This is a genomic window from Kitasatospora sp. NPDC089913 (genome assembly GCF_044748625.1).
Lineage (GTDB): Bacteria > Actinomycetota > Actinomycetes > Streptomycetales > Streptomycetaceae > Kitasatospora.
In genome coordinates this window covers 24,498-44,901 of record NZ_JBIVGI010000027.1, presented here as the reverse complement: position 1 = coordinate 44,901, position 20,404 = coordinate 24,498, and the positions used below count along the sequence as shown (strand labels likewise).

The 20,404-nt window shown below is 73.9% G+C and carries 20 protein-coding genes; 5 read left to right on the top strand and 15 right to left on the bottom strand.

Annotation, left to right across the window (positions count from 1 at the left end):
• Positions 1-87 precede the first annotated feature (87 nt).
• Positions 88-1,638: an FAD-binding protein gene (locus ACIPYS_RS31550; RefSeq protein ID WP_400752554.1), complete on the top strand. Its 1,551-nt coding sequence runs from the start codon at positions 88-90 to the stop codon at positions 1,636-1,638.
• Positions 1,639-1,725: 87 nt separating this feature from the next.
• On the opposite strand, the gene ACIPYS_RS31545 is transcribed toward ACIPYS_RS31550, so the two are convergent.
• Complete coding sequence (locus ACIPYS_RS31545; protein WP_400752552.1) at positions 1,726-2,145, bottom strand: GNAT family N-acetyltransferase; 420 nt, start codon at positions 2,143-2,145, stop codon at positions 1,726-1,728.
• A gap of 349 nt (positions 2,146-2,494) precedes the next feature.
• Between ACIPYS_RS31545 and ACIPYS_RS31540 the strand changes: the two genes are divergently transcribed.
• Positions 2,495-2,845 carry an ArsR/SmtB family transcription factor gene (locus ACIPYS_RS31540; protein ID WP_400752549.1) on the top strand — a complete coding sequence of 117 codons (351 nt, stop codon included), beginning with the start codon at positions 2,495-2,497 and terminating at the stop codon, positions 2,843-2,845.
• Between the two features lie 65 nt (positions 2,846-2,910).
• On the opposite strand, the gene ACIPYS_RS31535 is transcribed toward ACIPYS_RS31540, so the two are convergent.
• A complete protein-coding gene (locus ACIPYS_RS31535) occupies positions 2,911-3,366 on the bottom strand; it encodes a carboxymuconolactone decarboxylase family protein (RefSeq protein ID WP_045943066.1) in 456 nt (151 codons plus the stop codon).
• Positions 3,367-3,490: 124 nt separating this feature from the next.
• Between ACIPYS_RS31535 and ACIPYS_RS31530 the strand changes: the two genes are divergently transcribed.
• Entirely contained in the window at positions 3,491-4,135 is a 645-nt protein-coding gene (locus ACIPYS_RS31530) for a class I SAM-dependent methyltransferase (RefSeq protein WP_400752546.1), read from the top strand.
• On the opposite strand, the gene ACIPYS_RS31525 is transcribed toward ACIPYS_RS31530, so the two are convergent.
• The 4 genes from ACIPYS_RS31525 to ACIPYS_RS31510 all read right to left on the bottom strand — a co-directional run bounded on the left by ACIPYS_RS31525 (position 4,111) and on the right by ACIPYS_RS31510 (position 6,287).
• Positions 4,111-4,344, bottom strand: a complete 234-nt coding sequence (locus tag ACIPYS_RS31525; RefSeq protein ID WP_400752544.1) for a DUF397 domain-containing protein — start codon at positions 4,342-4,344, stop codon at positions 4,111-4,113. The two genes, ACIPYS_RS31530 and ACIPYS_RS31525, sit on opposite strands and share 25 nt — an antisense overlap.
• Positions 4,345-4,690: 346 nt before the next feature.
• The gene (locus ACIPYS_RS31520) at positions 4,691-4,888 is read right to left on the bottom strand and encodes a DUF397 domain-containing protein (RefSeq protein WP_400752542.1); all 198 of its coding nucleotides are present in this window, start codon (positions 4,886-4,888) and stop codon (positions 4,691-4,693) included.
• Positions 4,889-5,226: 338 nt separating this feature from the next.
• Positions 5,227-5,424: a DUF397 domain-containing protein gene (locus ACIPYS_RS31515; protein WP_400752540.1), complete on the bottom strand. Its 198-nt coding sequence runs from the start codon at positions 5,422-5,424 to the stop codon at positions 5,227-5,229.
• Between the two features lie 11 nt (positions 5,425-5,435).
• Positions 5,436-6,287 (bottom strand): Scr1 family TA system antitoxin-like transcriptional regulator, encoded by an 852-nt coding sequence (locus tag ACIPYS_RS31510; protein ID WP_400752537.1) that lies wholly within the window; start codon positions 6,285-6,287, stop codon positions 5,436-5,438.
• Positions 6,288-6,437: 150 nt separating this feature from the next.
• On the opposite strand from ACIPYS_RS31510, the gene ACIPYS_RS31505 reads away from it, so the two are divergent.
• Complete coding sequence (locus tag ACIPYS_RS31505; RefSeq protein ID WP_093858793.1) at positions 6,438-6,764, top strand: hypothetical protein; 327 nt, start codon at positions 6,438-6,440, stop codon at positions 6,762-6,764.
• A 160-nt stretch (positions 6,765-6,924) separates the two neighbouring features.
• Positions 6,925-7,302: a nuclear transport factor 2 family protein gene (locus tag ACIPYS_RS31500; protein WP_400752732.1), complete on the top strand. Its 378-nt coding sequence runs from the start codon at positions 6,925-6,927 to the stop codon at positions 7,300-7,302.
• A gap of 125 nt (positions 7,303-7,427) precedes the next feature.
• On the opposite strand, the gene ACIPYS_RS31495 is transcribed toward ACIPYS_RS31500, so the two are convergent.
• The 9 genes from ACIPYS_RS31495 to ACIPYS_RS31455 all read right to left on the bottom strand — a co-directional run bounded on the left by ACIPYS_RS31495 (position 7,428) and on the right by ACIPYS_RS31455 (position 20,198).
• Positions 7,428-7,943, bottom strand: coding sequence for a DinB family protein (locus ACIPYS_RS31495; protein WP_400752533.1), 516 nt, complete (start codon positions 7,941-7,943; stop codon positions 7,428-7,430).
• A 126-nt stretch (positions 7,944-8,069) separates the two neighbouring features.
• Positions 8,070-8,687, bottom strand: coding sequence for a GNAT family N-acetyltransferase (locus ACIPYS_RS31490; protein ID WP_400752530.1), 618 nt, complete (start codon positions 8,685-8,687; stop codon positions 8,070-8,072).
• A 188-nt stretch (positions 8,688-8,875) separates the two neighbouring features.
• Positions 8,876-11,575: an MXAN_6230/SCO0854 family RING domain-containing protein gene (locus ACIPYS_RS31485; protein WP_400752527.1), complete on the bottom strand. Its 2,700-nt coding sequence runs from the start codon at positions 11,573-11,575 to the stop codon at positions 8,876-8,878.
• Positions 11,576-11,864: 289 nt separating this feature from the next.
• A complete protein-coding gene (locus ACIPYS_RS31480) occupies positions 11,865-12,404 on the bottom strand; it encodes a hypothetical protein (protein ID WP_093858796.1) in 540 nt (179 codons plus the stop codon).
• 95 nt (positions 12,405-12,499) lie between these two features.
• A complete protein-coding gene (locus ACIPYS_RS31475; RefSeq protein WP_400752522.1) occupies positions 12,500-15,559 on the bottom strand; it encodes a bpX6 domain-containing protein in 3,060 nt (1,019 codons plus the stop codon).
• Entirely contained in the window at positions 15,556-17,280 is a 1,725-nt protein-coding gene (locus ACIPYS_RS31470) for a hypothetical protein (RefSeq protein ID WP_400752519.1), read from the bottom strand. The genes ACIPYS_RS31475 and ACIPYS_RS31470 overlap by 4 nt, the downstream gene beginning before the upstream one ends.
• Positions 17,277-17,711: a hypothetical protein gene (locus ACIPYS_RS31465; RefSeq protein WP_093858799.1), complete on the bottom strand. Its 435-nt coding sequence runs from the start codon at positions 17,709-17,711 to the stop codon at positions 17,277-17,279. The genes ACIPYS_RS31470 and ACIPYS_RS31465 overlap by 4 nt, the downstream gene beginning before the upstream one ends.
• Positions 17,708-18,904 carry an AAA family ATPase gene (locus ACIPYS_RS31460; RefSeq protein WP_400752516.1) on the bottom strand — a complete coding sequence of 399 codons (1,197 nt, stop codon included), beginning with the start codon at positions 18,902-18,904 and terminating at the stop codon, positions 17,708-17,710. Before ACIPYS_RS31460 ends, ACIPYS_RS31465 begins: the two co-directional genes overlap by 4 nt.
• A gap of 205 nt (positions 18,905-19,109) precedes the next feature.
• Positions 19,110-20,198, bottom strand: a complete 1,089-nt coding sequence (locus tag ACIPYS_RS31455) for an RICIN domain-containing protein (RefSeq protein ID WP_093858800.1) — start codon at positions 20,196-20,198, stop codon at positions 19,110-19,112.
• Between the last annotated feature and the right edge of the window lie 206 nt (positions 20,199-20,404).

The following is a 20,404-nucleotide window of genomic DNA, read 5'->3' as shown; positions in this document are numbered from 1 at the left end:
GAACCGTTCCGCCCGCGACTGTTGCACGTGGGCGTACCGACTGCGATACAACACTGCTCATATGACGATTGATCGGAGAAATCTGGAATGAGCAAGTCAGCTCTGCCCCGCCGCAGCGTGATCGTCGGTGCGGCGGCCACCGTCGTCGGCTGGAACACGGTGAGCCGCTCCTGGGCCGTAGCTCCCGCCGCGGACACCTCCCCGGACACCTCCCCCGATGCCGAGGCCACCGCGGCCGGCGCCGACGCCGCCTCCGGCACCGACACCCTCGCGGCGCTGCCGCGGCTGGACGGCACCCTGGTCGCCGACGCCGCCACCCTGGCCCGGTTCGACGGGGACTTCGGACACCTGGTGACCGCCGCCCCGCGCGCCGTGCTGCGGCCGGGCTCCGTGCGCGACGTCGCCACCCTGGTCGGCTTCGCCCGCCGTCACCGCATCCCGGTCGCGATGAACGGCCAGAGCGGCACCGGCGAGACGACGGAGCTGGAGTCGCACTCCAGCTACGGCCAGGCCGGTGTGCGCGGCGGCGTGGCGATCGACTCCCGCGGACTGGACCGGATCATCCGGATCACCCCCGGTCGCGCCGTCGTGGAGGCCGGCGTCACCTGGGCGCAGCTGACGGACGCCGCGCTCGCCCAGGGCTGGATGCCGCCCTGCCTGACGGACTACCTGCACCTGTCGGTGGGCGGCACGCTGAGCGTCGGCGGCATCGGCGGAGGTGTGCAGCGCCACGGATTCCAGGTGGACACGGTCGAGTCGGTGGACGTCGTCACCGGCACCGGCGAGCTGGTGACCGCCTCGGCGAGCACCAACCGCGAGCTGTTCGAGGCCGTGCTCGGCGGCGGCGGGCAGGCCGGGCTGATCGTCCGCGCCACCCTGCGCCTGGTGCGGGCCCGGGAGCGGGCGCTCGTCCTGAACCTGTTCTACGACGACCTGGGCGCCTACCTCGCGGACCAGAAGAAGGTGATGCTGGAGCGGCGGTTCGACCTCCAGGTCGGCGACGTGTCGCGCGACGCGGCCGGGACCGGCTGGCGCTACAAGGTGGAGGGCGTGGTCCTCTACGACGGCGCCGCCGCGCCGGACCGGGCGAAGCTGGTGCGCGGCCTGCGCTGCGTCGCCGCCGAGACGACCTTCACCGACCAGACCGCGCGCGAGTACGCGTACCGCGTGGACGCCTTCGCCGGGTTCCTGAAGGGGGCCGGGCTCTGGTCGCAGCCCAAGCCCTGGATGAGCCTCTTCCTGCCCGCCTCGACCGCCGGGACCTTCACCCGCGAGGCCCTCGCCCTGCTGACGCCGGAGGACCTGGGCGCCGGCCTGCTGCTCTTCTACCCGTTCCGCACCGATGTGTTCACCCGTCCGATGACGGTGATGCCGGACGAGCCGGTCGGCTTCCACTTCGACCTGCTGTCCTTCCCGTTCCCGGGCGCCGACCACGCCGCCGCGCTCCGGCGCAACCGCCGGCTGTACGACCGGGCGGTGCAGCTGGGCGGCAAGCGGTACCTGATCGGCGCGATCCCGGACGTCACGCACGCCGACTGGCGCCGCCACTACGGCAGCCGGTGGGGGCGCGTGGTGGCGGCCAAGCACCGCTTCGACCCGGCCGGGATCCTCACCCCGGGCCAGGGCATCCACTCCTGACACCACGACCCGCGCGACCCGCCCGTCCGGCGGGCGCGCGGGCCCACCGGGCCGGGCCGCACTCCTCCGAGGTCGCAGCACCTCGGCTCACACCAGCCGGTGCATCCCCACCGAGGCCGGAGCCGTGCCCACGAACCCGTACTGGGCGTACAGCCGGTGTGCCTCGCCGTCGGCGATCAGCGACACGTACGCGCCCTTCTCCGCACGCCGCTCCAGCTCGGCGGTGAGCCGCTCCATGATCCGCTTGCCCAGCCCACGCCCCTGGTGCTCGGGCAGCACGCACACATCGACGATCTGGTAGATCACCCCGCCGTCCCCGACGATCCGCCCCATCCCGACCGGCGCACCCCCGTGCTCGACGGTCACGCCGAACCAGGTGTTCGGCAGGCCGGCGGCCACCGCGGCGGCCGGGCGGTCGCTCATCCCGGACGCCGTCCGCAGCTGCCGGAAGGTCGCCACGTCGGGCACACCGACTCGCACCTCGTAAGGGTCAATCTCTGCACTCATGCATTACAGCGTACCTGTCGACCGCCCCGCCCGGCTTCTCGGGTTCCCCATCGGGCAAGGAGGCGGGGACGCTGCAACCACGCGGGCGCCCCGGCGGGTCGTTCACGGGTATGAGCCCTCGCCACCACCTCCTCAGCAAGCTCGGCCCCACCCCGCTCCGGCGCGCCCTGGCCGCGCTCCTCGCGTCCCCGGGGGCGGCCGCCGGCCCGCCTTCGCGGTCCGGCCGGACCGGCGCACCGGCCGGGGTCGCGGCACGGTAACCCCGCATCCTCGCAACCCGGCTTTCCCCGCGTCCACTTGGGACGACGGTGCGGGTCGGCCGGTGCACGCCCCGCGTTACGGTGGGGCCATGAGCTACCGCCACCCCGACCGCGAGCAGATCCGGATCGAACACGTTCTGACGGCCCTCGGCAACCCCGTCCGTCTCTCCGCCGTCCGGGTCCTGAACGGCGGCGGCGCGCACAACTGCGGGAGCGTGCTCACCGCGATCGGCATCACCGCCAAGTCGACGATGACCCACCACTGGCGGGTGCTGCGCGACAGCGGCGTCATCCACCAGCTGCCCTCCGGCCGGGAGAACCTCCTCCGGCTGCGCCGCGAGGACCTCGACGCCCGCTACCCCGGCCTGCTCGACGCCGTCCTCTCCGGCGCCCACGACGACGAGCGCCACGGCACCCCGGCCGACACCCCGGCCGTCTGACTCTCCCCGGGCCGCCCAGCCCGGGCCGACGGTCCCCGCCGTCCGACCCGGGCCGCTCCCCCGGCCTACCAGGTGTCCCCGGCGGGCTGGCGGGTGGTGGCGTTGATCCGGTTGAAGAAGTTGGTCAGGCTGATCCACAGCACCAGCGAGGCCAGCTGCTTCTCGTCGAAGTGCTCGGCGGCCGCGTTCCACACCTCGTCCGGCACCACGGCCCGGTCCGCGAGCCGCGTCACGTGCTCCGACAGCTCCAGCGCGGCCCGCTCGGCCTCGGTGAAGAACGGCGCCTCCCGCCACGCGGCCACCGCGTGCAGCCGCTCGTCGGTCTCCCCGTTCTTCTTCGCACTCGCGACGCCGCCCACCACGCAGTAGCTGCAGCCGTTGATCTGGCTCGCCCGCAGGTGCACCAGTTCCAGCACGCTCTCCGGCACGCCGCCCTTCTTCGCCGCCTTCACGACCCCGAGGATCGCCGGCATCGCCTCGGGAATCACCACGGCCGGGTTCGCCATCCGCGCGTCGGTCATGATCTGTCCTCTTTCCGTCCGTCCGGTTTCTCGTTCACTGCACTGACGCGCGCCGAGAGAGGAATGTGACAGCGTCGCCGTGTTCTCCTGCCACCGGCCTGCGGCCGCTGCGAGGATGCGCGCCATGAACGAGGACTCCGCAGCCGTCGCCGCGTACTGGGACGCGGCGGCGGCGGGCTTCGACGACGGACCCGATCACGGGCTGCGGGCCGAGCACGTCCGCTCGGCGTGGACCGCACGGTTGACGGCCTGGATGCCGTCGGCCCCGGCCGACGTGCTCGATGTCGGCTGCGGCACCGGCTCGCTGTCCCTGCTGCTGGCCGAGGCCGGTCACCGGGTCACCGGGGTGGACCTGTCGCCGGAAATGGTCGCCCGGGCCCGCCGGAAACTGTTCGACGCAGGGCTCGCGGGCCGGTTCCTGGTCGGTGACGCGGCAGCCCCGCCCACCGGCGGGGCCGCCTTCGACGTCGTACTCGCCCGCCACCTGCTCTGGACGCTGCCCGAGCCCGGGGCCGCCCTGCGGGAATGGGTGGCCCGACTGCGCCCCGGCGGCCGGCTGGTCATGGTCGAGGGCCGCTGGGGCTCCGCCGGACCGTACGTGCCGGAAGCGGCACGCCACCCGTGGACCGGTGGTGTCGGCGCCCATGACCTGGCCACCGCCGTACGTCCGCTGGTCGCCGAGCTGCGGATCGAGCAGCTCGGCGACGCCCCGGACCTGTGGGGCAAGCCGGTGGACGACGAACGCTACGCCCTGATCGCCCGCATCTGACGCCGTGGCCCCTCCTCCATCAGGCGATCCAGGTCACCCTCCTTGACGCTGCGCACAAGGGCGCGGAACGTTTCGGCCGTCGTCGTAACGACGACGTCGGGCTCGTCACTCTCCCGGATCCTGATACCCCCATCGGCGGTTGCTGCGACGTATACGCAGTTCGCGGCGTCGCCACTGGTTGAGGACTTCTGCCAGATGAGAGCAGCCATGGTCGTTCCTGTCTCAGATGCTTCGGGCGATTCGGTGGACCAGAACGCGTGACGCACCCAGCTCGAGCGCGGTCGCCTACAGCCGGTCCGTCACAGCTCGATACTTGACCGACTGCGACTCAGTGTCGATGAACTCGAATCTGCCCCCATCGACCTTAACGCTGTCCAAGCGCGCGACCTCCGCGCCGGAGTACCTGCACAATCGCCGCGCCGGACTTCGGGAAGCTCTTTGTGCCGAGCTGCGGCCCAAGCAACTCGACACCGACCCAGACCTGTGGCGCGGGTCGGTGAAGGATGAACGCTGCGCCCTGACCACACCTGACGCCTTCGTCCCTAGCCTCCGCAGCTACTCCGCGAGGTGGTCGAACTCCCCTGCCTTGACGCCCAGTAGAAGCGCCCGCAGGCGCCCCGGCGTGGTGGTGAGGACGGTTTCGGGCTCATCGCTCTCCCGAAGCTTGACGGCACCGTAGGGCGCAGCCGCGAGGTAGAGGCAGTTGGCGGTGTCGCCACTGAAGGAGGACTTCTGCCAGAAGTACGTTGTCATGGTTCTTCCCGTCTCAAATGCTCTGGGCGACAGCTGCGGTCCAGCGTCAATGAACTCGAACTTGTCCCCGCCAACTTGAACGCTGCCCAAGCGCGTGACCTCGGCGCGCCGAAGAGGACCGCCTTTCGCTTGATGCGAAGCCGGCCCGTTTTCCAAGAAACTGCCACAGAGGCTTCCCGAGGAGGCAAACCGGTGGGAACGAGTTGGAGGGTGCCCGGCCTCACTGAGAGGCCGGGCACCGGGATCCGCACTGACTCGGCCGGTAAGCGGGTGTTGGCGTTGTGTGGTTGAGGATGTCGGCCTTCCCCATCCGGAGGACGGGGAAGGCCGTATGACAACTACTGCGCGAGGTGGTCGAACTTCCCCGCCTTGGCACCCAGCAGAAGCGCCCGCAGCCGCGCCTGTGTAGTGGCAAGGATGGCGGCGGGCTCGTCGCTCTCGCGAATCCTGATGGCACCGTCCGGCATAGCCGCCACCTGGATGCAGTTGGCTGCCTGCGAGCTGTACGTAGACTTCTGCCAGTTGAGGGATGACATCAACCTACCTCTCAGATGTCTTGTGCGATGCGGGAGATGAAATCACGCGACTCCACCCGATCGAGCGCGCTGGACTCCAGTCGGTCCAGCATCAGTCGATACTTCACCAGGTGTGCGTAGGAGTCGAGGAACTCGGAACCATGCTCCGTGTCCAACTGCACGCTGTCGAGTTGGGGAACAGCGGCGGAGAAGTAGACCATGGACTGGCCTGATCCGGAGAACGTACCTGCGCCGAAGGGGATCACGCGAACCGAGACGTTGTCACGGGTGCTCATTTCCACAAGGTGCCGGTACTGCGCTCGGGCCACCGCAGGGCCGCCGAGCCCCATCCGGAGGGCTGCCTCGTGGATGACGGCCGTCAGCGGAATCGACTGCTCGCCGAAGAGCACCGCTTGACGCTTGATGCGGTGGGAGACGCGATGTTCCACCTCGGGCGGCGACAGGGGCGGGAAGACGTCCAGGAAGATCGCACGAGCGTGGTCGACAGTCTGCAGCAGCCCAGGAATGTGAATCACCGTGGCGATCCGCATCGCCGTGCTGTGGTGTTCGAGTTCGGCGAGGTCGAGAGCTCCAGGTGGGAGGATGTCACGGTACTCCTCCCACCAGCCGCGAACTCGCCTTCCGGTCATGGCGGCGAGAGCCTCGACCAAGTCCTGGTCTGTGCAGGCGTACGCACGAGCGAACGCGCGTACCCGATCGGCACTCACCGCGTACCGTCCCGCTTCGATTCGGCTCATGTGAGCCTGGTTCACTCCGACTCGAGCAGCAGCGGCAGTCGAGGTGAGACCAGCATTCTCACGGAGTTTGCGCAGCTCAAACCCGAGACGCTGCTGCCGCAACGTGAGGACACCACCCAAAGCCATCCCGACCTCTCTCACCCATCACCCAGCGTCCATGGCAAGTCTTCAATAGACCTCATGGAAGTTATGCCATCGTAGCGCTACCGTATGGCATAGGTCAGTTACGCAAAGTGCCGACCAACGGCTCGCCCATGCCTCCCTCAGGAGACTTCCATGCCCGCTGTGCCCTCGCAAAACTCCCTCCCCTCCTTCGACGAGGAGCTGTGCGGGCTCGTGCTCGACACCGCACCCAGGCAGTTCGCCGTGGTCCAGGTGTACGACGTCGGCGGCCAGGGCGCCGACGGATGGGTTGCGGCCTGGGGGTTCGCCGACAGCGACGGTCTGACACAGCTCCTCGTCGTCGACGGGCGGACGCGGATGACACTCACCTCGCCCGAGCGGGCCCTCCGCCTGTTCGCGGGGCGACCGGGCCTCTCCGCCAGACTGGTCTGGCTCGCGCGACCGGGTACCGCCGCACTGGACCGGGCCGATGCCGCTTGAGCCGGAACGAGGCTGTGCCCCGCCGACCGGGCGGCGGGGCACAGCGGATCCCCCCACAGCATCACGAACCCCGCCTTGACGTTCAGTATCCGGAAGTCCTCCCGCGAGCCGACGACGTTGCCGACGAATGCCCACCCGCAACGGCTGGTATTACTGGGGCATGCAGGAAGAGACGGCACGCTCCGCGATCGACACGTTCATCTCCGCGTTCAACGCCTCGGACGACACCTATGTGACTGCCCTGCTCCCCCGGGCCCTGACCTCGGACGTGGTCTTCTGGGGACCGTTGGGTCGCAGCGAAGGAATCGCGGCGGTCGAGCGGTTCGTGCTGGACATCCGGCGCCACCCGGCGGGGGCCGGCACGATGGTGCGCTGCTCGGCGGTGGACATGCCCGACGAATGGGCCCGGTACCGGTGGGTCTTCACCACGCCCGACGGAGGTCCGCGCCTGGCGGGAACCGACGTCGTCCATCTGCGACGGAACCTCATCGACCAGATCATCGTCTTCGCGGGGGAGATCGAGCCGTCCGCCCCCTGAGCCGTCCTTCTTTCCCCGCCCACGGAGCAAGCGCCCACCAACCCGGCGCACCTTCCCGGTTAGAGCTCCGGGCAGGGCAATCGCACAGGAAGTCGGCGGGGCCGACGTCCTGTGCGCGGGTGTCACTAGCCGGTGGCGCCGTCGGTGAGTTCGCGGACGATGTCGAGGTGGCCCGCGTGGCGGGCGTACTCCTGGAGGACATGGAACAGAATCCAGCCCAGGGTGGGGCGCTCGGTGCCGTCGTCGGGGAAGCGGCCGCCGGCTGCGGCCACGGCGGACAGAGGCGCTCCCGAGGCGACGGCCCGGGTGTGCTCGCCACCCGCGTACAGCGCCGCGAGAAGGTCGGCAGCGCTCTCCTGCGGGGTGACGTGCCAGCGGCCCTCCGGACCGCGGTCGCCCCAGGGGGCCGGGACCGGCTCGGCAGAAAATCCCCATCGCAGCCAGCGCTGCTCCATGTGGACGAGGTGTTTGAGGAGTTCGAGCATCGTCCAGCCGGAGGGGAGGCAGCTGGTGCGCAGCTCCTCGTCGGACAGTCCCTCGATCTTGGCTCCGATCGCGGAGCGGTAGTGGTCGAGGTAGTCCAGCAACAGGGCGCCGGGGTCGGAGAGCTGCGTGCTCGGCTCGGGCAGGGGGGTGGTCATGGCGCCGATTCTGCCAGGGCGTATCGCATCTCCTGCCGCTGCGCTGCCGCCTCGCCGAGCTCCCCGGACTCCTCGGACCTCTCGGCCTCGTACCGCGAGTGACAGCCCGAGGGGCTGCGGCCGGTCCTACGGGTGGCCGCGGTGGCGCTGCCACTCGGGGGCGAGGATCGCCATGTCGTGGTCGTCCACCCAGACTCCGCCGTAGCGGAGCGCGTCGCGCCGGGTGCCCTCCAGGACGAAGCCGACCTTGGCGTAGGCCTGGCGGGCACGCGGGTTGTGGCCGAACACGGTGAGCGAGATCCGGTGCAGCCCGAGCCGTTCGAAGCCGTGGCCGACGATCAGCCTGGTCGCCTCGGTGCCCAGCCCGCGGTCGCGGCCGGCGGCGGTGAGCGCGATCCGGAAGCCGCAACTGCGGTTGGCCGGGCTCCACCCGTTGAGCACGACCTCGCCGACACACCGGCCGCTCGCCCGGTCGACGACGGCCAGGTCCAAGCGGTCCGCCTGCGCGGCGCGGCTCCCGTACCAGTCCCGCATCCGGCGCTCGGCGTCCGCGTCCCACGGCGGGGCCGGCTCCACCCCCGGGTCCCCCTCGGTGAACCGCCCCACCTCGACGTCGGTGAGCAGGTCGCGAAGCGCCGGCGAGTCCTGCGCGAGGTCGAAGGGGCGCAGCAGCACCCGCTCTCCGGTGAGCACGGGTTCGTCGGAGAGGCCAGGCTGCCGGAGGTCCGCCGCACGATGGTTCATGGGGCGATTCTGCGCGGGCGCGAGCGGCCGGGCAATCGGTTTCCGCAGCCCCGGCCCCAGGGGCTCTCCGCCGGACTCGTCCGGCTCGCGCGACCCGGCGGCGCCGCACTGCACCGGGCCGAAGCCGCTTGATCAGGGGCCGTTCACGGTTCCGGGACTCGAGACCGATGAAGTCCGCCCGGTCGGGGTCACCGCGCGGCGACCCCGACCGGCCCCGGTACCAGGCCCGCGACCAGGTCCCCTGCCGTCAGGCGCTCCAGGGCCTCCGGCGCGGCGTCGATCGGCCCCGGGTGGAGGCGGTACAGCGTTCCCGAAACCTTCTCCGGCGCGGGGACGTCCCCGTCGACGAGCGCGACGAACGACCGTCGCCCGGCGAGGAGTTGTGGCAGGGCCGGCACAACTCCCCCGTCCTCGTCCCGGAGCGCACGCAGACGCTCCGCGAACCCGCCGTCGTCCTCCCCCGCCCCGCGCCGCCAGCGCCGCAGCCCGCCGTCGAGCCCGCGCACCACCACCTCGTCCGTGCTCGCCGCCGCGCGGGCGGCGGCGAGGTCCCAGAGGGTGGCCCGGTTCTCCGGGGAGAAGTGGGCGAGGACGTCGCGGCTGAGGGCGCCCACCTCGGCCTGGTGCCGGTAGACGCTGTGGAAGCCGCCGTCCGCACCGGTGTTGAGGTCGGTCCAGGTGTAGCGGCGGTCGGCCAGGTCGACGATCATCGGCACGCACACCTTGGCGTCCCCGACCAGGTCCAGGCGCTGCCGGACGGCCCGGGGGTGGAAGTGCGGACTCCCCGCCGACGCGGCGCCGCCCAGATCCATGAACCCGGTGAAAGCGTCGGTCAGTTGCTCGAAGGAGACGTCGTTGTAGCTGAACACGATCATCACCGCGTACCGCGATCCGCCGGCGACCAGCCGCGCGAGATCCAGGTCCACGAACTCCGTCGCCCCGTCCGGCGGCGGTGCGGACACGTAGTCGCCGGAGTGCACGGCGGCCCGGTCGCCGTGCACCAGGTTGGTGTAGTCGCACAGGCCGGTGAAGTTCCACCGCTCGTCGTACAGCGCCACCGACAGGTCAAGGTCGACCCGCAGCTCCTCCGGCTGCATCCAGTGCAGGAACAGCCGCAGCCGCTCCCCCGCCGGCAGCCGCTGGCGGCTGCCGCGCGGCACGCACACCAGCGTCTTCGCGGCGGCGCGCTCGGCGAACGGCGCGACCAGCTCGGTCAGCCCCTCGTCGAGCAGCGCCACCTCGTAGCGCTCGCCGTCGGCGCCGCTGCGGCGCAGCAGCTCGGCCTCGATCAGCTCCACTACCGGAGAAGCGAGTTCGCCGGGTACCACCGTGCCGTGGTCCTCCCGGGCGTGGGCCAGCGACACCGTGCCGCGCGGGAAGTACAGGCGCCGCTCCCCCGCCGTCCGGGTGCCGCGCAGCGCGCCGTACGCGCCGAGCAACGGCCCGGGGGCGACCCGGGTCAGCGCGGTGGCGACGGTGCCCAGCCCGGACGCGGACAGCGGCGTCCCGGGCGAAACGGTGGCGTGCACCCGCAGGACGTGGTGCAGCCTGCGCACCAGCTCCCCCGGCCGCGCGGCCAGCGCCCGCAGCGCACCGTCCGTGTCCCCGGCGGCGAGCAGGCCCTCGACCCGCGCGGCGAACCCGGTGAACCCCAGCCGGGTCCGCTCGCCCGCGCTCACCACGTGCAGCGGCCCGGCCGGCGGTTCGGCGTGCTCCCGCCCCACCTCGTGGGTGCGCAGGTCCGTCTGCCGCAGCACCACGAACGCCGCGGCGACGTTGGGGAGGCGCCGCCGGAACTCGTACGGGTGCAGCAGTTCGCCCGCCCGCAGCCAGGCCGAGCGGTGGCGGCGCAGGTCCTCGACCAGGGCGGTCGGGTGCAGCCCCTCCAGGAGGTCGAGCAGGCCCCGGCGCAGCGGCCGGGGCAGGCCCTTGAGCCGCAGCCGCCGGGCGGTCGCGGGCAGCAGGTCGGGCTCGGCGCCGGACCACGCCCAGAGCAGTCGCAGCACGTCGGTCGCGGTGTCGATCCGCTCGGCGAGTACTGACAGGGCGTCCGTGCCGCCGCGCCGCAGCAGCGCGGCGAGCACCGTGGCCTTGGTCTCCCGGACCGGGATCTGCGCGGGCAGCCGCTCCGGCAGGTCCTCCGGCGCGTGGGCGAGCAGCGCGGTCAGGTCGTCGCGGTCCTGCGGGGACAGCGGGGTGCGGCGGGCCAGCAGCCGGTCCAACTCGTTCATCGCGGCCGTGACCTGGTCGGCCGTGATCAGCCGCAGCGGACGCATCGCCTGCTCGCCGCCGAACTCCTCGGCGGCCTTCCGGCCGATCCGGTGGTCCTCGGGCAGGTAGGTGCCGGTGTGCAGGGGCGTCCCGCAGGTCGGGCAGCGCTCGCCCCGGCCCTCGGCCGTCAGCCCGTCGAGGCAGCCGGCGCAGAGCAGGTGCGCGCACGGCGCGAGCGCGCCGATCCCGGCCTCGGCTCCCCGGCGGCCGCAGTGGGCGCAGGGCTGCCGGGGCTGGTTGAGCAGGAACGCCCGGATCTGCCGGGTGAAGAACAGCTGCGCGTGGTCGGGCACGGCGTCGGGGAAGCGGCGGAACAGCGGTACGTGTTCCCGGTCCGCGCCGAGCAGGTGGTCGATCCGGGCGAGCAGCCCGTCCCCGGTCCCGGCGAGTGCGGAGGGCGACAACCTGGCCAGTGCCGAGCGCAGTTCACTGGTGAGCAGGTACCCGCGCCGCGCCAGATCGGCGTCCAGCGCCACCAGGCCGCGGGTGCTCCACGGGTCGGCTGCGGGGAGGAGGTCACCGGGGGCGACGGCGACGGCGCCGCGCCGGCGGAGGAGGAAGGAACCGAGATCGAGGTCGACATCGCTGTCGAAGGGAGCCGTGATGGCTCGGGGCATGCGGAAGGACCCCCACGAACGTGGCAGAGAGGTTGAAGAAGCGGGCGGAGAGGGGGCGCGCTACAGGTTTCGGAGTGAAGGAGAAGGAAGCACGCCGCGGAGCCGCCCGCGTTCGATCAACCTAGCGGCACCCCGCCACCCGGCGCCACCGATTAAAGATCCGCGCCTCCGGGACCCACCGGCCGGAGGTCGAGGCGGGCGGAGGCCGAGGCGGGCGGAGGCCGAGGCGGGCGGAGGCCGAGGCGGGCGGAACCGGCAACCGGCAACCGGCAACCGGCCCGACGGGCGGTCAGTGGTCGTCGGTGACCGCCAGGGCGTCGGCGATCAGGCGGGTGGCGAAGTCCTGGTCGTCGCCGACGATCCGGTTGATGTGCTCGGCGAGCAGGACGGAGGTCGCCTCCAGGGGGTTCATCTCGGCGCCGGTCCAGTCGCCGTACTGCGCCCGCCACAGGTTGGGGCTCAGGCCGGTACCGGCGGCGATGAGCAAGCCCGCCATGGTGGGGATGACCTCGGGGCGGAAGGTGTTGGGCATCATCCGCATCGTGGCCACCAGGGTGGGCACCACGTGCTCGACCACCTCCTTGTCGTGCCGCTCGCAGACGACCCGCAGCCAGTCCATGTACATGTAGATGAGCGTGCACACGCCTTCCAGCAGCGCGTCCGCCTCCGCGGGGCCCAGGGAGGCGGCGAACTGGTCGACCATCCGCTGCTGTTCGGGGTCGGTGCCGGTCCGGCCGTCGTAGATGGCCTTGAGCCGCGAGTCGATCACCATGAGCGCGGTGCTCACGTCACCGACGGGCGCGTTGGCGGGGTCACAGGGCGATGACACAGGATTCCTCCTCGGACGGACGCAGTGAGTAGCGTCGCATGTTCGCAGGGTGGCGCGTCGAGGAAAAGCGGAATCCGGGGCCGCCCGGTGTCCGGTCAGCGGACGGTGACCCTGAGGTTGGCGAGCAGGGCGGTGCCGTCGGCGGAGGTGGCGAGGACGCGGCCCGAGCGGTGCCAGTAGGTGACGGTGCCGGCATGGTGGCGCACGCCGATCCGGTCGCCGGACGCGTTCGGCACCAGGACGGTGACGCCGGGCGCGGAGCACGGGCCGGAACCGGCGTACGCGCGCAGGCCGGTGCCGTCCGGGGTCGGCACGGTGAGCGCCCAGTGGTCGCCGTCGGCGGCCGGGCCGAGCGGGGCGCAGCCGTCGACGGTCAGTTCGGCCGCGGGGAGGCCGGAGGTCCAGCGCAGCACGGTGCGGTCGGCCGAGGCCGTACCGCTCCCGGCGGGCAGCGCCTCGGCGGTGAGCAGGCCGCCGGCGGCGAGCGCGACCGGTTCGAGGGCGTCCGCCGGGTCCGTGCGGGAGAGCAGGTCCGACAGGGCGTCGTCCACCCGCAGCCGGGCCCGCAGTTCCCAGCCGGGCAGGTCCCAGCGCCAGACCTCGGTGAGCGGCGAGTGGGCGGTCGACGGGCTGCGGACGAGCGCCGCGCAGCCGTTCGCGGTTCGGGTGATGCCGCCCAGCAGCGTTTCCTCGCCGCCGAGTTCGCGCCGGACGGCGACCGGGCGCGGGGCCGTGGTGTCGAGGACGACGATGCCGCCGTCCGCCGCGGCGATCAGCCGGTGGCCGTCGTAGGTGAGGGCCGGCCGCCGGGCCCGCAGGGTGGTCCAGGGCCGGACGGTGCGGGTGGCGAGATCGAGACGGGCGAGTCCGAGCAGGTCGGGACCGTGCTCGGTCACCAGCAGCGCACCGCCGCCGTGGTCGGCGAGGACCAGGCGGTCGGTGGGGGTGTCCCAGTGGGCCCGGGTGCGACCGTCGGGGGCGAGCAGCCGGACGCCGGCCTGGCCGCAGGCCACCAGCAGGGAGCCGGAGGCGAGCAGTACCGCGTCCAGGACCGGCAGGGTGCCCGGCCGGTCGACCGCCGTGTGGGCGGGAGCGGCTCCGCCGGGCCGGGGCACCGGTCGCGGGCGGGGGCGGGGCAGGTCGGCGGCGGTCAACGGGTCGGCGCGGCCGAGCAGTCGGTCGAACAGGGGGTGCTCGGCGACGCCGCCGCCGAGGCCGCCGTCGCGGACGGCCGCCCGGGCGGCGGCGGTGGCGAGTTCGCGGTCGGTGGCCGGGTCGGCGGCGGGCAGGCGGGCGAGGCCGGCGGCCAGCGCCGAGCGGCCGGTGGCGTTCGGGTCGCCGTCGCCGTCGAGGACGGCGCGGGCGAGCGCCCGGGTGGCGGTGCCGGAGCCCTGGGCCGTCAGGTCCGGCAGGGCGAGCAGGTAGGGCAGGGCCCGGCCCCGGGTGGGGCCGCCGAGGGCGACCGCGTCCCGCAGGTCGGCGGCGACCGACGGCCGCAGCGCCTCGTCCGGCCAGACCGCCTCGACGGCGCCCAGCCGGTCGCCGGCCGCGCGGCAGTGTTCGGCCCAGGCCGCGCGCAGTTCGCGGGCGGCCTGCGGATCGGTGGCGGCCAGCCGTTCGACCGCGGTGGCGAAGGCGCCCCGGCGGTGCGCGGTCCGCACGGCCCGCGCGCGTTCGCCGGCCCGCCACCACAGGCGGACCACCAGGTCGGCGGCGAGCTCGCGGCCCTCGGCGAGTTCGGCGGCCCGGGTGAGGCGGTCGTGCCGTTCGAACAGGGCGACGGCCTCGGCGGGTGCCTCCAGCAGGTCGGCCAGGACGAAGGCCGCCTCGTCGTACCGGCCCTGCTGCTCCAGTCGCTCGGCGGCGGCCCGGTAGAGCTCGGTGAGGTGCTGGTGCACGGTCGGGCCGGAGAACGCGTTCGCCGCGGCCGGGCCGATCCGGAGCAGAGTGGGGCGCAGTTGCCCGGTGAAGCGCGTGGGCAGGGCGAGGGAGACCAGGGGGCCTTCGGTCGCGGCGCCGCGCTCCCGGCCCGCGAGCGGCGGGGCGTCGCGCAGGGCGTCCTCCCAGCGCTGCTGCTCGAAGGCGCGGGTGAGGTCGCGCAGGTAGCGGGCGTGGCGCTGGTGGAGGAGGCGGGCGGCGGGGGTGCGCAGGGTGAACCGGGCCAGCAGGTCGCCGAGCCAGGGTCGGCGGCCCCGGCGCGGGGCGGGGGCGGCGCTGCCGGAAGGCCCGGGGGCGGCGGGACCGGAAGGCCCCGCCGTGGCTCCGCCCCCGTCCCGGGCGGCGCGTCGGCCGAAGAGGGCCCCGTGGGCGAGACCCCCGACGATCGAGGCGAAGACGACGCCGCCCGGGTCGAAACCGGCGTCCTTGAGCAGACCGAGGCCGAAGAGCACCACGAACAGCAGGGGCACCACCATCAGCAGGACGACGACGACCGCCGCGTGGTGGGGGGCGAGGGTGATCGGCCGGGTGGTCTGCCACCAGGCGGCCCCTCGGCCGGCCCCTCGGCCGGCGCCGCCCCCGGCACCGCCCCCGGCGCCGGTGCGCCCGGCGGACGGCGGGTCGGTCGGCCGCTCGGACTGCCGCCGGGCCCGGCGGGCGCGGGCGCGCGGCGTCCCGGCGGTCAGCCGCCGGGCCCGCCCGGACGGCGGCCGGATGCCGGCCGCCGCCCTGAGGTCCGGCCGGGGGACGTCCGGGACCGAGTCCTCGACGGGCGGCGCCTCCGGTGCCGGGGCCGCACCGACCGGGCGCGGCCGGTGCAGGGCGAGGCCGGTCGGATCGAGCCAGTCGGCGGGGTCCAACCCGGGCAGCTCGGCGACGAGGTGGGTGACCGTCGATCCGCCCGCCGTCAGCACGAGGCGGCCGTCGGCGGTGACCGCGGCGGAGCCGGAGGCAGGAGTGTCCGCAGCCGACGGCCCGCCGTGCCCGCCGTGCCCGGCGCGCTCCAGCGGAAGCCCTGGCGCCCGGTCCACCCGGGTGCGGACCGGCTCGGGCAGCAGCAGGAGCCAGCGGCCGTCGGGCAGTTCGCACAGCCGCGCGTCCGCACGCCAGAGTTCGAGGACGCGCCCGGCGGCCTCCGGCGCACCGATCAGCGGCACGTCGAGCACGAAGCCGGTGGCGAGGACGGTCCCGGCGGCACGCCGGAGGGGGGCGTTCACGCGCTGCTCCCGATCACGTGGTGGATCCGGCCGGTGGTGGCGTCGCCGACCACGACCCGGCCGGGCGGGCGCTCGGCCGCGATCAGCGGTCGGGCGGGGTGCACGGCCGGCGGGGCGGTGCCGCCGGAGAATCCGTTCAGGGTCCGGACACCGTCGTGCCGGATCGCCCGCACCGTCCGGCTCCCGGGTGCCCAGGTGATCAGCACCGGCTCGCGCCCGTCGTGCACCAGGCCCGCCACCTGGGCTTTCTCCCGGAACGAAAGCCGGCGTTCGTCGCCGAGCCGGGTCCGCACCGTCCAGGTCCTGCCGTCCTCGGACCAGGCCGCGGTGCCGCCCGCGTGCACCAGGTGCCGGGCCCGCAGCGCGTCGGTAGGCAGCGTCTGCTCGAACAGCCTTGGCTCGCGGCATCGTTCGAAGCCGAACGGGCCCTCCGCCCGCAGGCCGACCGGGCCGTCGTCGGTGACCGCGCCGTCGGGCCCGATCCGGCGCCAGCGGCCGGCGACCGGGACGAGCAGGTCGTCCCCGGAGCGCAGCAGCGGCAGCACCGGGCGGCTCGCCAGAGCCCCCAGGACCGTCCCGTCGAGGCCGAGGAAGGCCGGGTCGACGGCGAACTCCGCGCTCCCGCCGACCTGTCGCCCGCTGACGTACCGGAGTACCCGGTCCCGGTGCAGGTGGAGGGCGAACAGGCGGCGGCCGGTCCGGCCGGCGGCGATCACCCGGCCGTTCAGGTGGTGCGACTTGGAGCGGGTGGCGGCGGCGTGCTTGTGCTCGGGTTGCCGAACGTCCGTGGCGAGCAGGACCCCCTCGTGCCGGCCCCGGGTGAGCAGCACGGTCGTGTCGGTGGTGAAGACGGGCAGGGCCAGGCCGGCCGGACCGGCCGTGTCGGCGGGGGTCGGGACGAGCACCGGACCGTTGCGCCGGAACTCCGCGCCGCGCAGCGCGCGGACGGCGATGTCGGCCGTGGGCAGCGGCAGTTCGGCCTCGGTGCGGTCGAGGCGGACGGTGACGTGGGTGGCGCCCTCCGGGCCCCAGCGGGCCACGTCGGTGGCGAGGACGCGGGGCGGGCCGGACGGCGAGCCGTCCGGCGGACCGAGCAGCCCCGGGAGCCCGTCGGCGAGCCGGGGCGAGGTGAGCAGCCAGACCCGGTCCGCGGCGTCGAGTCCGGCGACGGCCTGGCGCACGTGCTCGGCGGTCGGCTCGGCGGGGCGGCGGGCCGCGAGCCAGGAGGGCAGCAGGTCGGCCGGTTCACCGGCGAGCCACCAGCCGGGCGGGTCGCCGAGCACGCCCACCCGCAGTTCGCTGCCGCGGGCGGTGGCCCGGCGGTGCAGCACCAGCAGCGCGGCCAGTTGGACCAGTCGGCCGGCGCCGGCCTGGGACGGGCCGGCATCGACCAGCACGACCGTCCGGCCGCGCGTGGCGGTGCTGCGGAACTCGGGTGCCAGGTACAGGAGTTCGCGGTCGACGAAGCGGCGCAGGAACTCCTCGGGGTGCTCCTGGGCGAGCAGCCACTCGGCGGGCAGCAGCTGGTCCGGCCGGCCGTGGCGGCCGATCCCGCCCGCGCCGTCCGGCTCCCCCGGTCCGTCGGCCACCGGCTCGCGGGCACCGACGAGTCGGTCCAGCCGTCGCAGCAACGGCCCGAGGGCGACCGCGAGTTCGGGGGTCAGCGCGGACAGCGTCCCGGCCCACGGGGCGAGTGCGGCGGGCAGTCGGGTGGCGCTCATCGTCCGGCCCGCCGGGTCAAGGGCGTGAGGGCGTCCGGGTCGGTGGCGGCGGCCGGCGGTGCGGCCACCAGGGCGTGGCCGGGGACGAGCACGCAGAGGTCCCCGGGCCGGGCGCCGAGGGCGGACCGCCAGAGGGTCGCGGCAGGCCGGGGGCGGGCGGTGGTCGGGACGAGCAACTCCTCGTCGTGGCCGAGGTAGTGGGCGCCGTCCGCCCACGGGAGCCCGTCCTCGGCACCGAGCACGAGCAGGGTGGTGTCGTCGGCGAGCACGCCGAGCCGGGCGCCGTCGGCGAGGCGGTCCCGGGTCGCGGCGGCCAGGGCCGGGACGGCATCGCCGACCGCGAGCACGGCGGCGGCGGTCAGCGGGGGCTCGCGGCGCTCCCAGGTGAGCGCCACGGCGGGTGGCGGGGTCGGTCCGTCGGTGGCGGTCACGAGGGCGCGACCGCCGCGACGAGCTCGGCGCGTATACCGGCCAGGGCGGCGGGCAGGTCGGCCGGGGCGAAGCCGGCGTCGATCTCGCGCAGCGCGGCCTCCAGGCGCAGCCGGGAGTCCCGGCCCTCGGGCAGGCCGCGGTGGCCGGCGAGCAGGGCGGCGCCGGTGCGGGCGAGTCGTTCGGCGCGGGCCGCCGAGCTGCGCGACAGCTCCTCGGCGGCGTGGGCGAGGCTCTGGTTGGCGGCCTTCTCGATCAGGTCGCCGAGGGTGTCGCGGGCCAGCGCCTGGGTGTCCGCGGTGGGCGCGACCAGTGGCAGCACCCACAGGTCGCGCGCGGTGGCGACGGTCCGGCCGTCGAGGACGGCGGCGGCCGCGACCAGGCGCTGGGAGCGGACGGCCCGCCGGTCGCTCACGGGCACCCCGGCGGCGCGCAACCGGCGCAGCGCGGAGGCGAGCAGCGGGGTGACGCCGTCGAGTCCGCAGCCCCGGGCAGCGTCGGCGAGCCGGTCCAGCGCACCGAGCCGGTCGTCCGGGCCGGCCCCACCGCGTGGGCCGTCGGGGAGCTGCACGACCGGGTCCGGGGCCGGCCGGCGCCCGGCCTCCAGGAGTTCCTCCAGCCGGGCGTCGGCCACCGGATCGACGAACACCCGGGCGAGGAAGCGGTCGGCGAAGGCGGCGAGCGCCGGGTCCTCCGGCAGGTGGTTGGCGGCGCCGACGCAGACCCGCAGCGGGCTGGCCAGGACGGTGCCGCCGCGCCGGAACACCCCCTCGTTGAGCAGGCCCAGCAGGGTGTTGAGGACGGCCGTGGAGCCGAGGAACACCTCGTCGAGGAAGGCCACGTCCGCCTCGGGCAGCATGCCGGAGGTCTCGAACTCGACCCGGCCCTCGCGCAGGCTGCGCAGGTCGACCGGGCCGAACAGCTCGTTGGGCTCGGTGAACCGGCCGAGCAGGTACTCGAAGTAGCGGCCGCCGAGCTGCCCGGCCACCCGGCGCACGGCCTCCGACTTGGCGGTGCCCGGCGGTCCGACGACGAGCAGGTGCTCCCCGGCGACGGCGCAGAGCGCCACCACCTCGGCGACCGTCTCCCGGTCGACCATGTCGCGCCCGGCGGCGGCCACGACGCCCGCGATCAGCTCGGCGTCCTGGCGGAGCGCGGCGGGAGAGGCGTCGGAAGGGGTGCTGGTGTCGGTCACAGACACGGGATTCTACGGAGGCCGGACCACCGGCCTCCAGCGGGTTTCCGCGGCTCCCCGCCACCGCGGCTACCCGCCGCCCGGCCTACCCGCCACCGGGGCTACCGGGCACCGCGGCTACCCGCCGCCGGGGCTACCGGGCACCGCAGCTACCCGCCGCCAGGGCTACCGGGCACGAGCCGCAGCGGCTCGTGCCCGGAGGCCGTCAGCCCGCCAGCTTCCAGAGCTGGCCACCGCCCAGGCCCTTGGTGCAGTCCAGCGCGGCCAGCGGGCTGCCGGCCGAACCGGCGGTCAGGCAGCCGCCGTTCGGGTAGCCGTTCTGCATGTTGTAGACGCCCCGGATCCGGTACCAGCCGTTGCCGTACTCCTCGAACCGCCACAGCTGGTTGCTGCCACCGTGCGCCTTCACCAGGTGCGTCCGCCAGTCGTTGGGGATGACGTCCACCAGCATGGCGCCGCGGTAGTCCGTCTCGATCTGCCAGTTGCCGTTGCCCACGTCCCACAGCGCCCACTTCTGGGCCTGGTTGCCGTTCGGGTACTGGCCCTGGATCCACGCCCCCGCGTTGGTGTTGGCGTCCTGGAGGTCCACCGCGAGGCCGTTGTCGGCGATCAGCGTGGTCACCTTCCCGTGCGCGGGCCGGCCGCCCTCGCCCCTGGCCCGGGCGTCGGCCGCCTCGTGCGCGGACTTCTGCGAGGTGGTCGGGAACCAGTAGGTGTACTTGTCGCTGGTGCTGCCCGCCGTGCCGGTGGAGTGGGTGTGCCCGTAGTGGCGCCAGTTCTGGTAGCCGTAGTTGCCGTCGTTGCTCCAGACCTGGCCGTCGGAGTCGAAGACGTACACGTCGTAGAGCGCCTTGTCGTCGGAGCCCTCGTACTGGACGGTGCCGAAGCAGTTCGACTTCTGCAGGATGTTCTCCCGGAAGCCCTTGCCGGACCGGAAGATGCTGATGTTGTACTCGCCCCGGGTGAGGTACTGCAGCTTCTTGGACAGGCTCTCCAGGAACCCGGCCTGGTTCTCCCGCAGTTCGGCGCTCTTCCGGGCCTCGTCGATCAGCGACTTCACGAAGTCGGCTCCCGCGAAGACACCGCCGATCAGCGCACCCGGGTCGATGCCCCCGGCCGAGCTCCTGGGCGTGATGGGCGAGGTCCGGACCACCGGGGTGCTGATCCCGCCGACGATCTGCCGGCACTCGACGCCCATGCTGATGTCGGCGGACGCCTGGGTCGGCGCCACGAGAGCGATGCCGGCGGTCGCGGTGACGGCGGCGAGCGCCGTTCCGAGGAACTTGCGAAACATGATGTCCGTCTCTCCGTGAGTCGCTGCCCGGGCGGCATCCGGCCGGCCGGGTCGAGCGGAACGGGAACGACTCTGGCCCGCCCGCGTACACACGCCGTACACGACCGGTGGACCGTCGCCGCCACGGCGTCCACGGATCGCTGACGTCCTGTGCACACGCCGCTGGTGTCCTGCTCATGCCCGCCCCGCAACCGGGGCGGGACCGT

Coding starts and splice junctions, on each gene's coding strand:
- ACIPYS_RS31550 (WP_400752554.1), top strand. CDS start 88: ATGAGCAAGTCAGCTCTGCCCCGCCGCAGCGTGATCGTCGGTGCGGCG.
- ACIPYS_RS31545 (WP_400752552.1), bottom strand. CDS start 2,145: ATGAGTGCAGAGATTGACCCTTACGAGGTGCGAGTCGGTGTGCCCGAC.
- ACIPYS_RS31455 (WP_093858800.1), bottom strand. CDS start 20,198: ATGTTTCGCAAGTTCCTCGGAACGGCGCTCGCCGCCGTCACCGCGACC.
- ACIPYS_RS31520 (WP_400752542.1), bottom strand. CDS start 4,888: ATGACAACGTACTTCTGGCAGAAGTCCTCCTTCAGTGGCGACACCGCC.
- ACIPYS_RS31470 (WP_400752519.1), bottom strand. CDS start 17,280: ATGAGCGCCACCCGACTGCCCGCCGCACTCGCCCCGTGGGCCGGGACG.
- ACIPYS_RS31505 (WP_093858793.1), top strand. CDS start 6,438: ATGCCCGCTGTGCCCTCGCAAAACTCCCTCCCCTCCTTCGACGAGGAG.
- ACIPYS_RS31485 (WP_400752527.1), bottom strand. CDS start 11,575: ATGCCCCGAGCCATCACGGCTCCCTTCGACAGCGATGTCGACCTCGAT.
- ACIPYS_RS31515 (WP_400752540.1), bottom strand. CDS start 5,424: ATGTCATCCCTCAACTGGCAGAAGTCTACGTACAGCTCGCAGGCAGCC.
- ACIPYS_RS31510 (WP_400752537.1), bottom strand. CDS start 6,287: ATGGCTTTGGGTGGTGTCCTCACGTTGCGGCAGCAGCGTCTCGGGTTT.
- ACIPYS_RS31540 (WP_400752549.1), top strand. CDS start 2,495: ATGAGCTACCGCCACCCCGACCGCGAGCAGATCCGGATCGAACACGTT.
- ACIPYS_RS31535 (WP_045943066.1), bottom strand. CDS start 3,366: ATGACCGACGCGCGGATGGCGAACCCGGCCGTGGTGATTCCCGAGGCG.
- ACIPYS_RS31490 (WP_400752530.1), bottom strand. CDS start 8,687: ATGAACCATCGTGCGGCGGACCTCCGGCAGCCTGGCCTCTCCGACGAA.
- ACIPYS_RS31500 (WP_400752732.1), top strand. CDS start 6,925: ATGCAGGAAGAGACGGCACGCTCCGCGATCGACACGTTCATCTCCGCG.
- ACIPYS_RS31530 (WP_400752546.1), top strand. CDS start 3,491: ATGAACGAGGACTCCGCAGCCGTCGCCGCGTACTGGGACGCGGCGGCG.
- ACIPYS_RS31495 (WP_400752533.1), bottom strand. CDS start 7,943: ATGACCACCCCCCTGCCCGAGCCGAGCACGCAGCTCTCCGACCCCGGC.
- ACIPYS_RS31525 (WP_400752544.1), bottom strand. CDS start 4,344: ATGGCTGCTCTCATCTGGCAGAAGTCCTCAACCAGTGGCGACGCCGCG.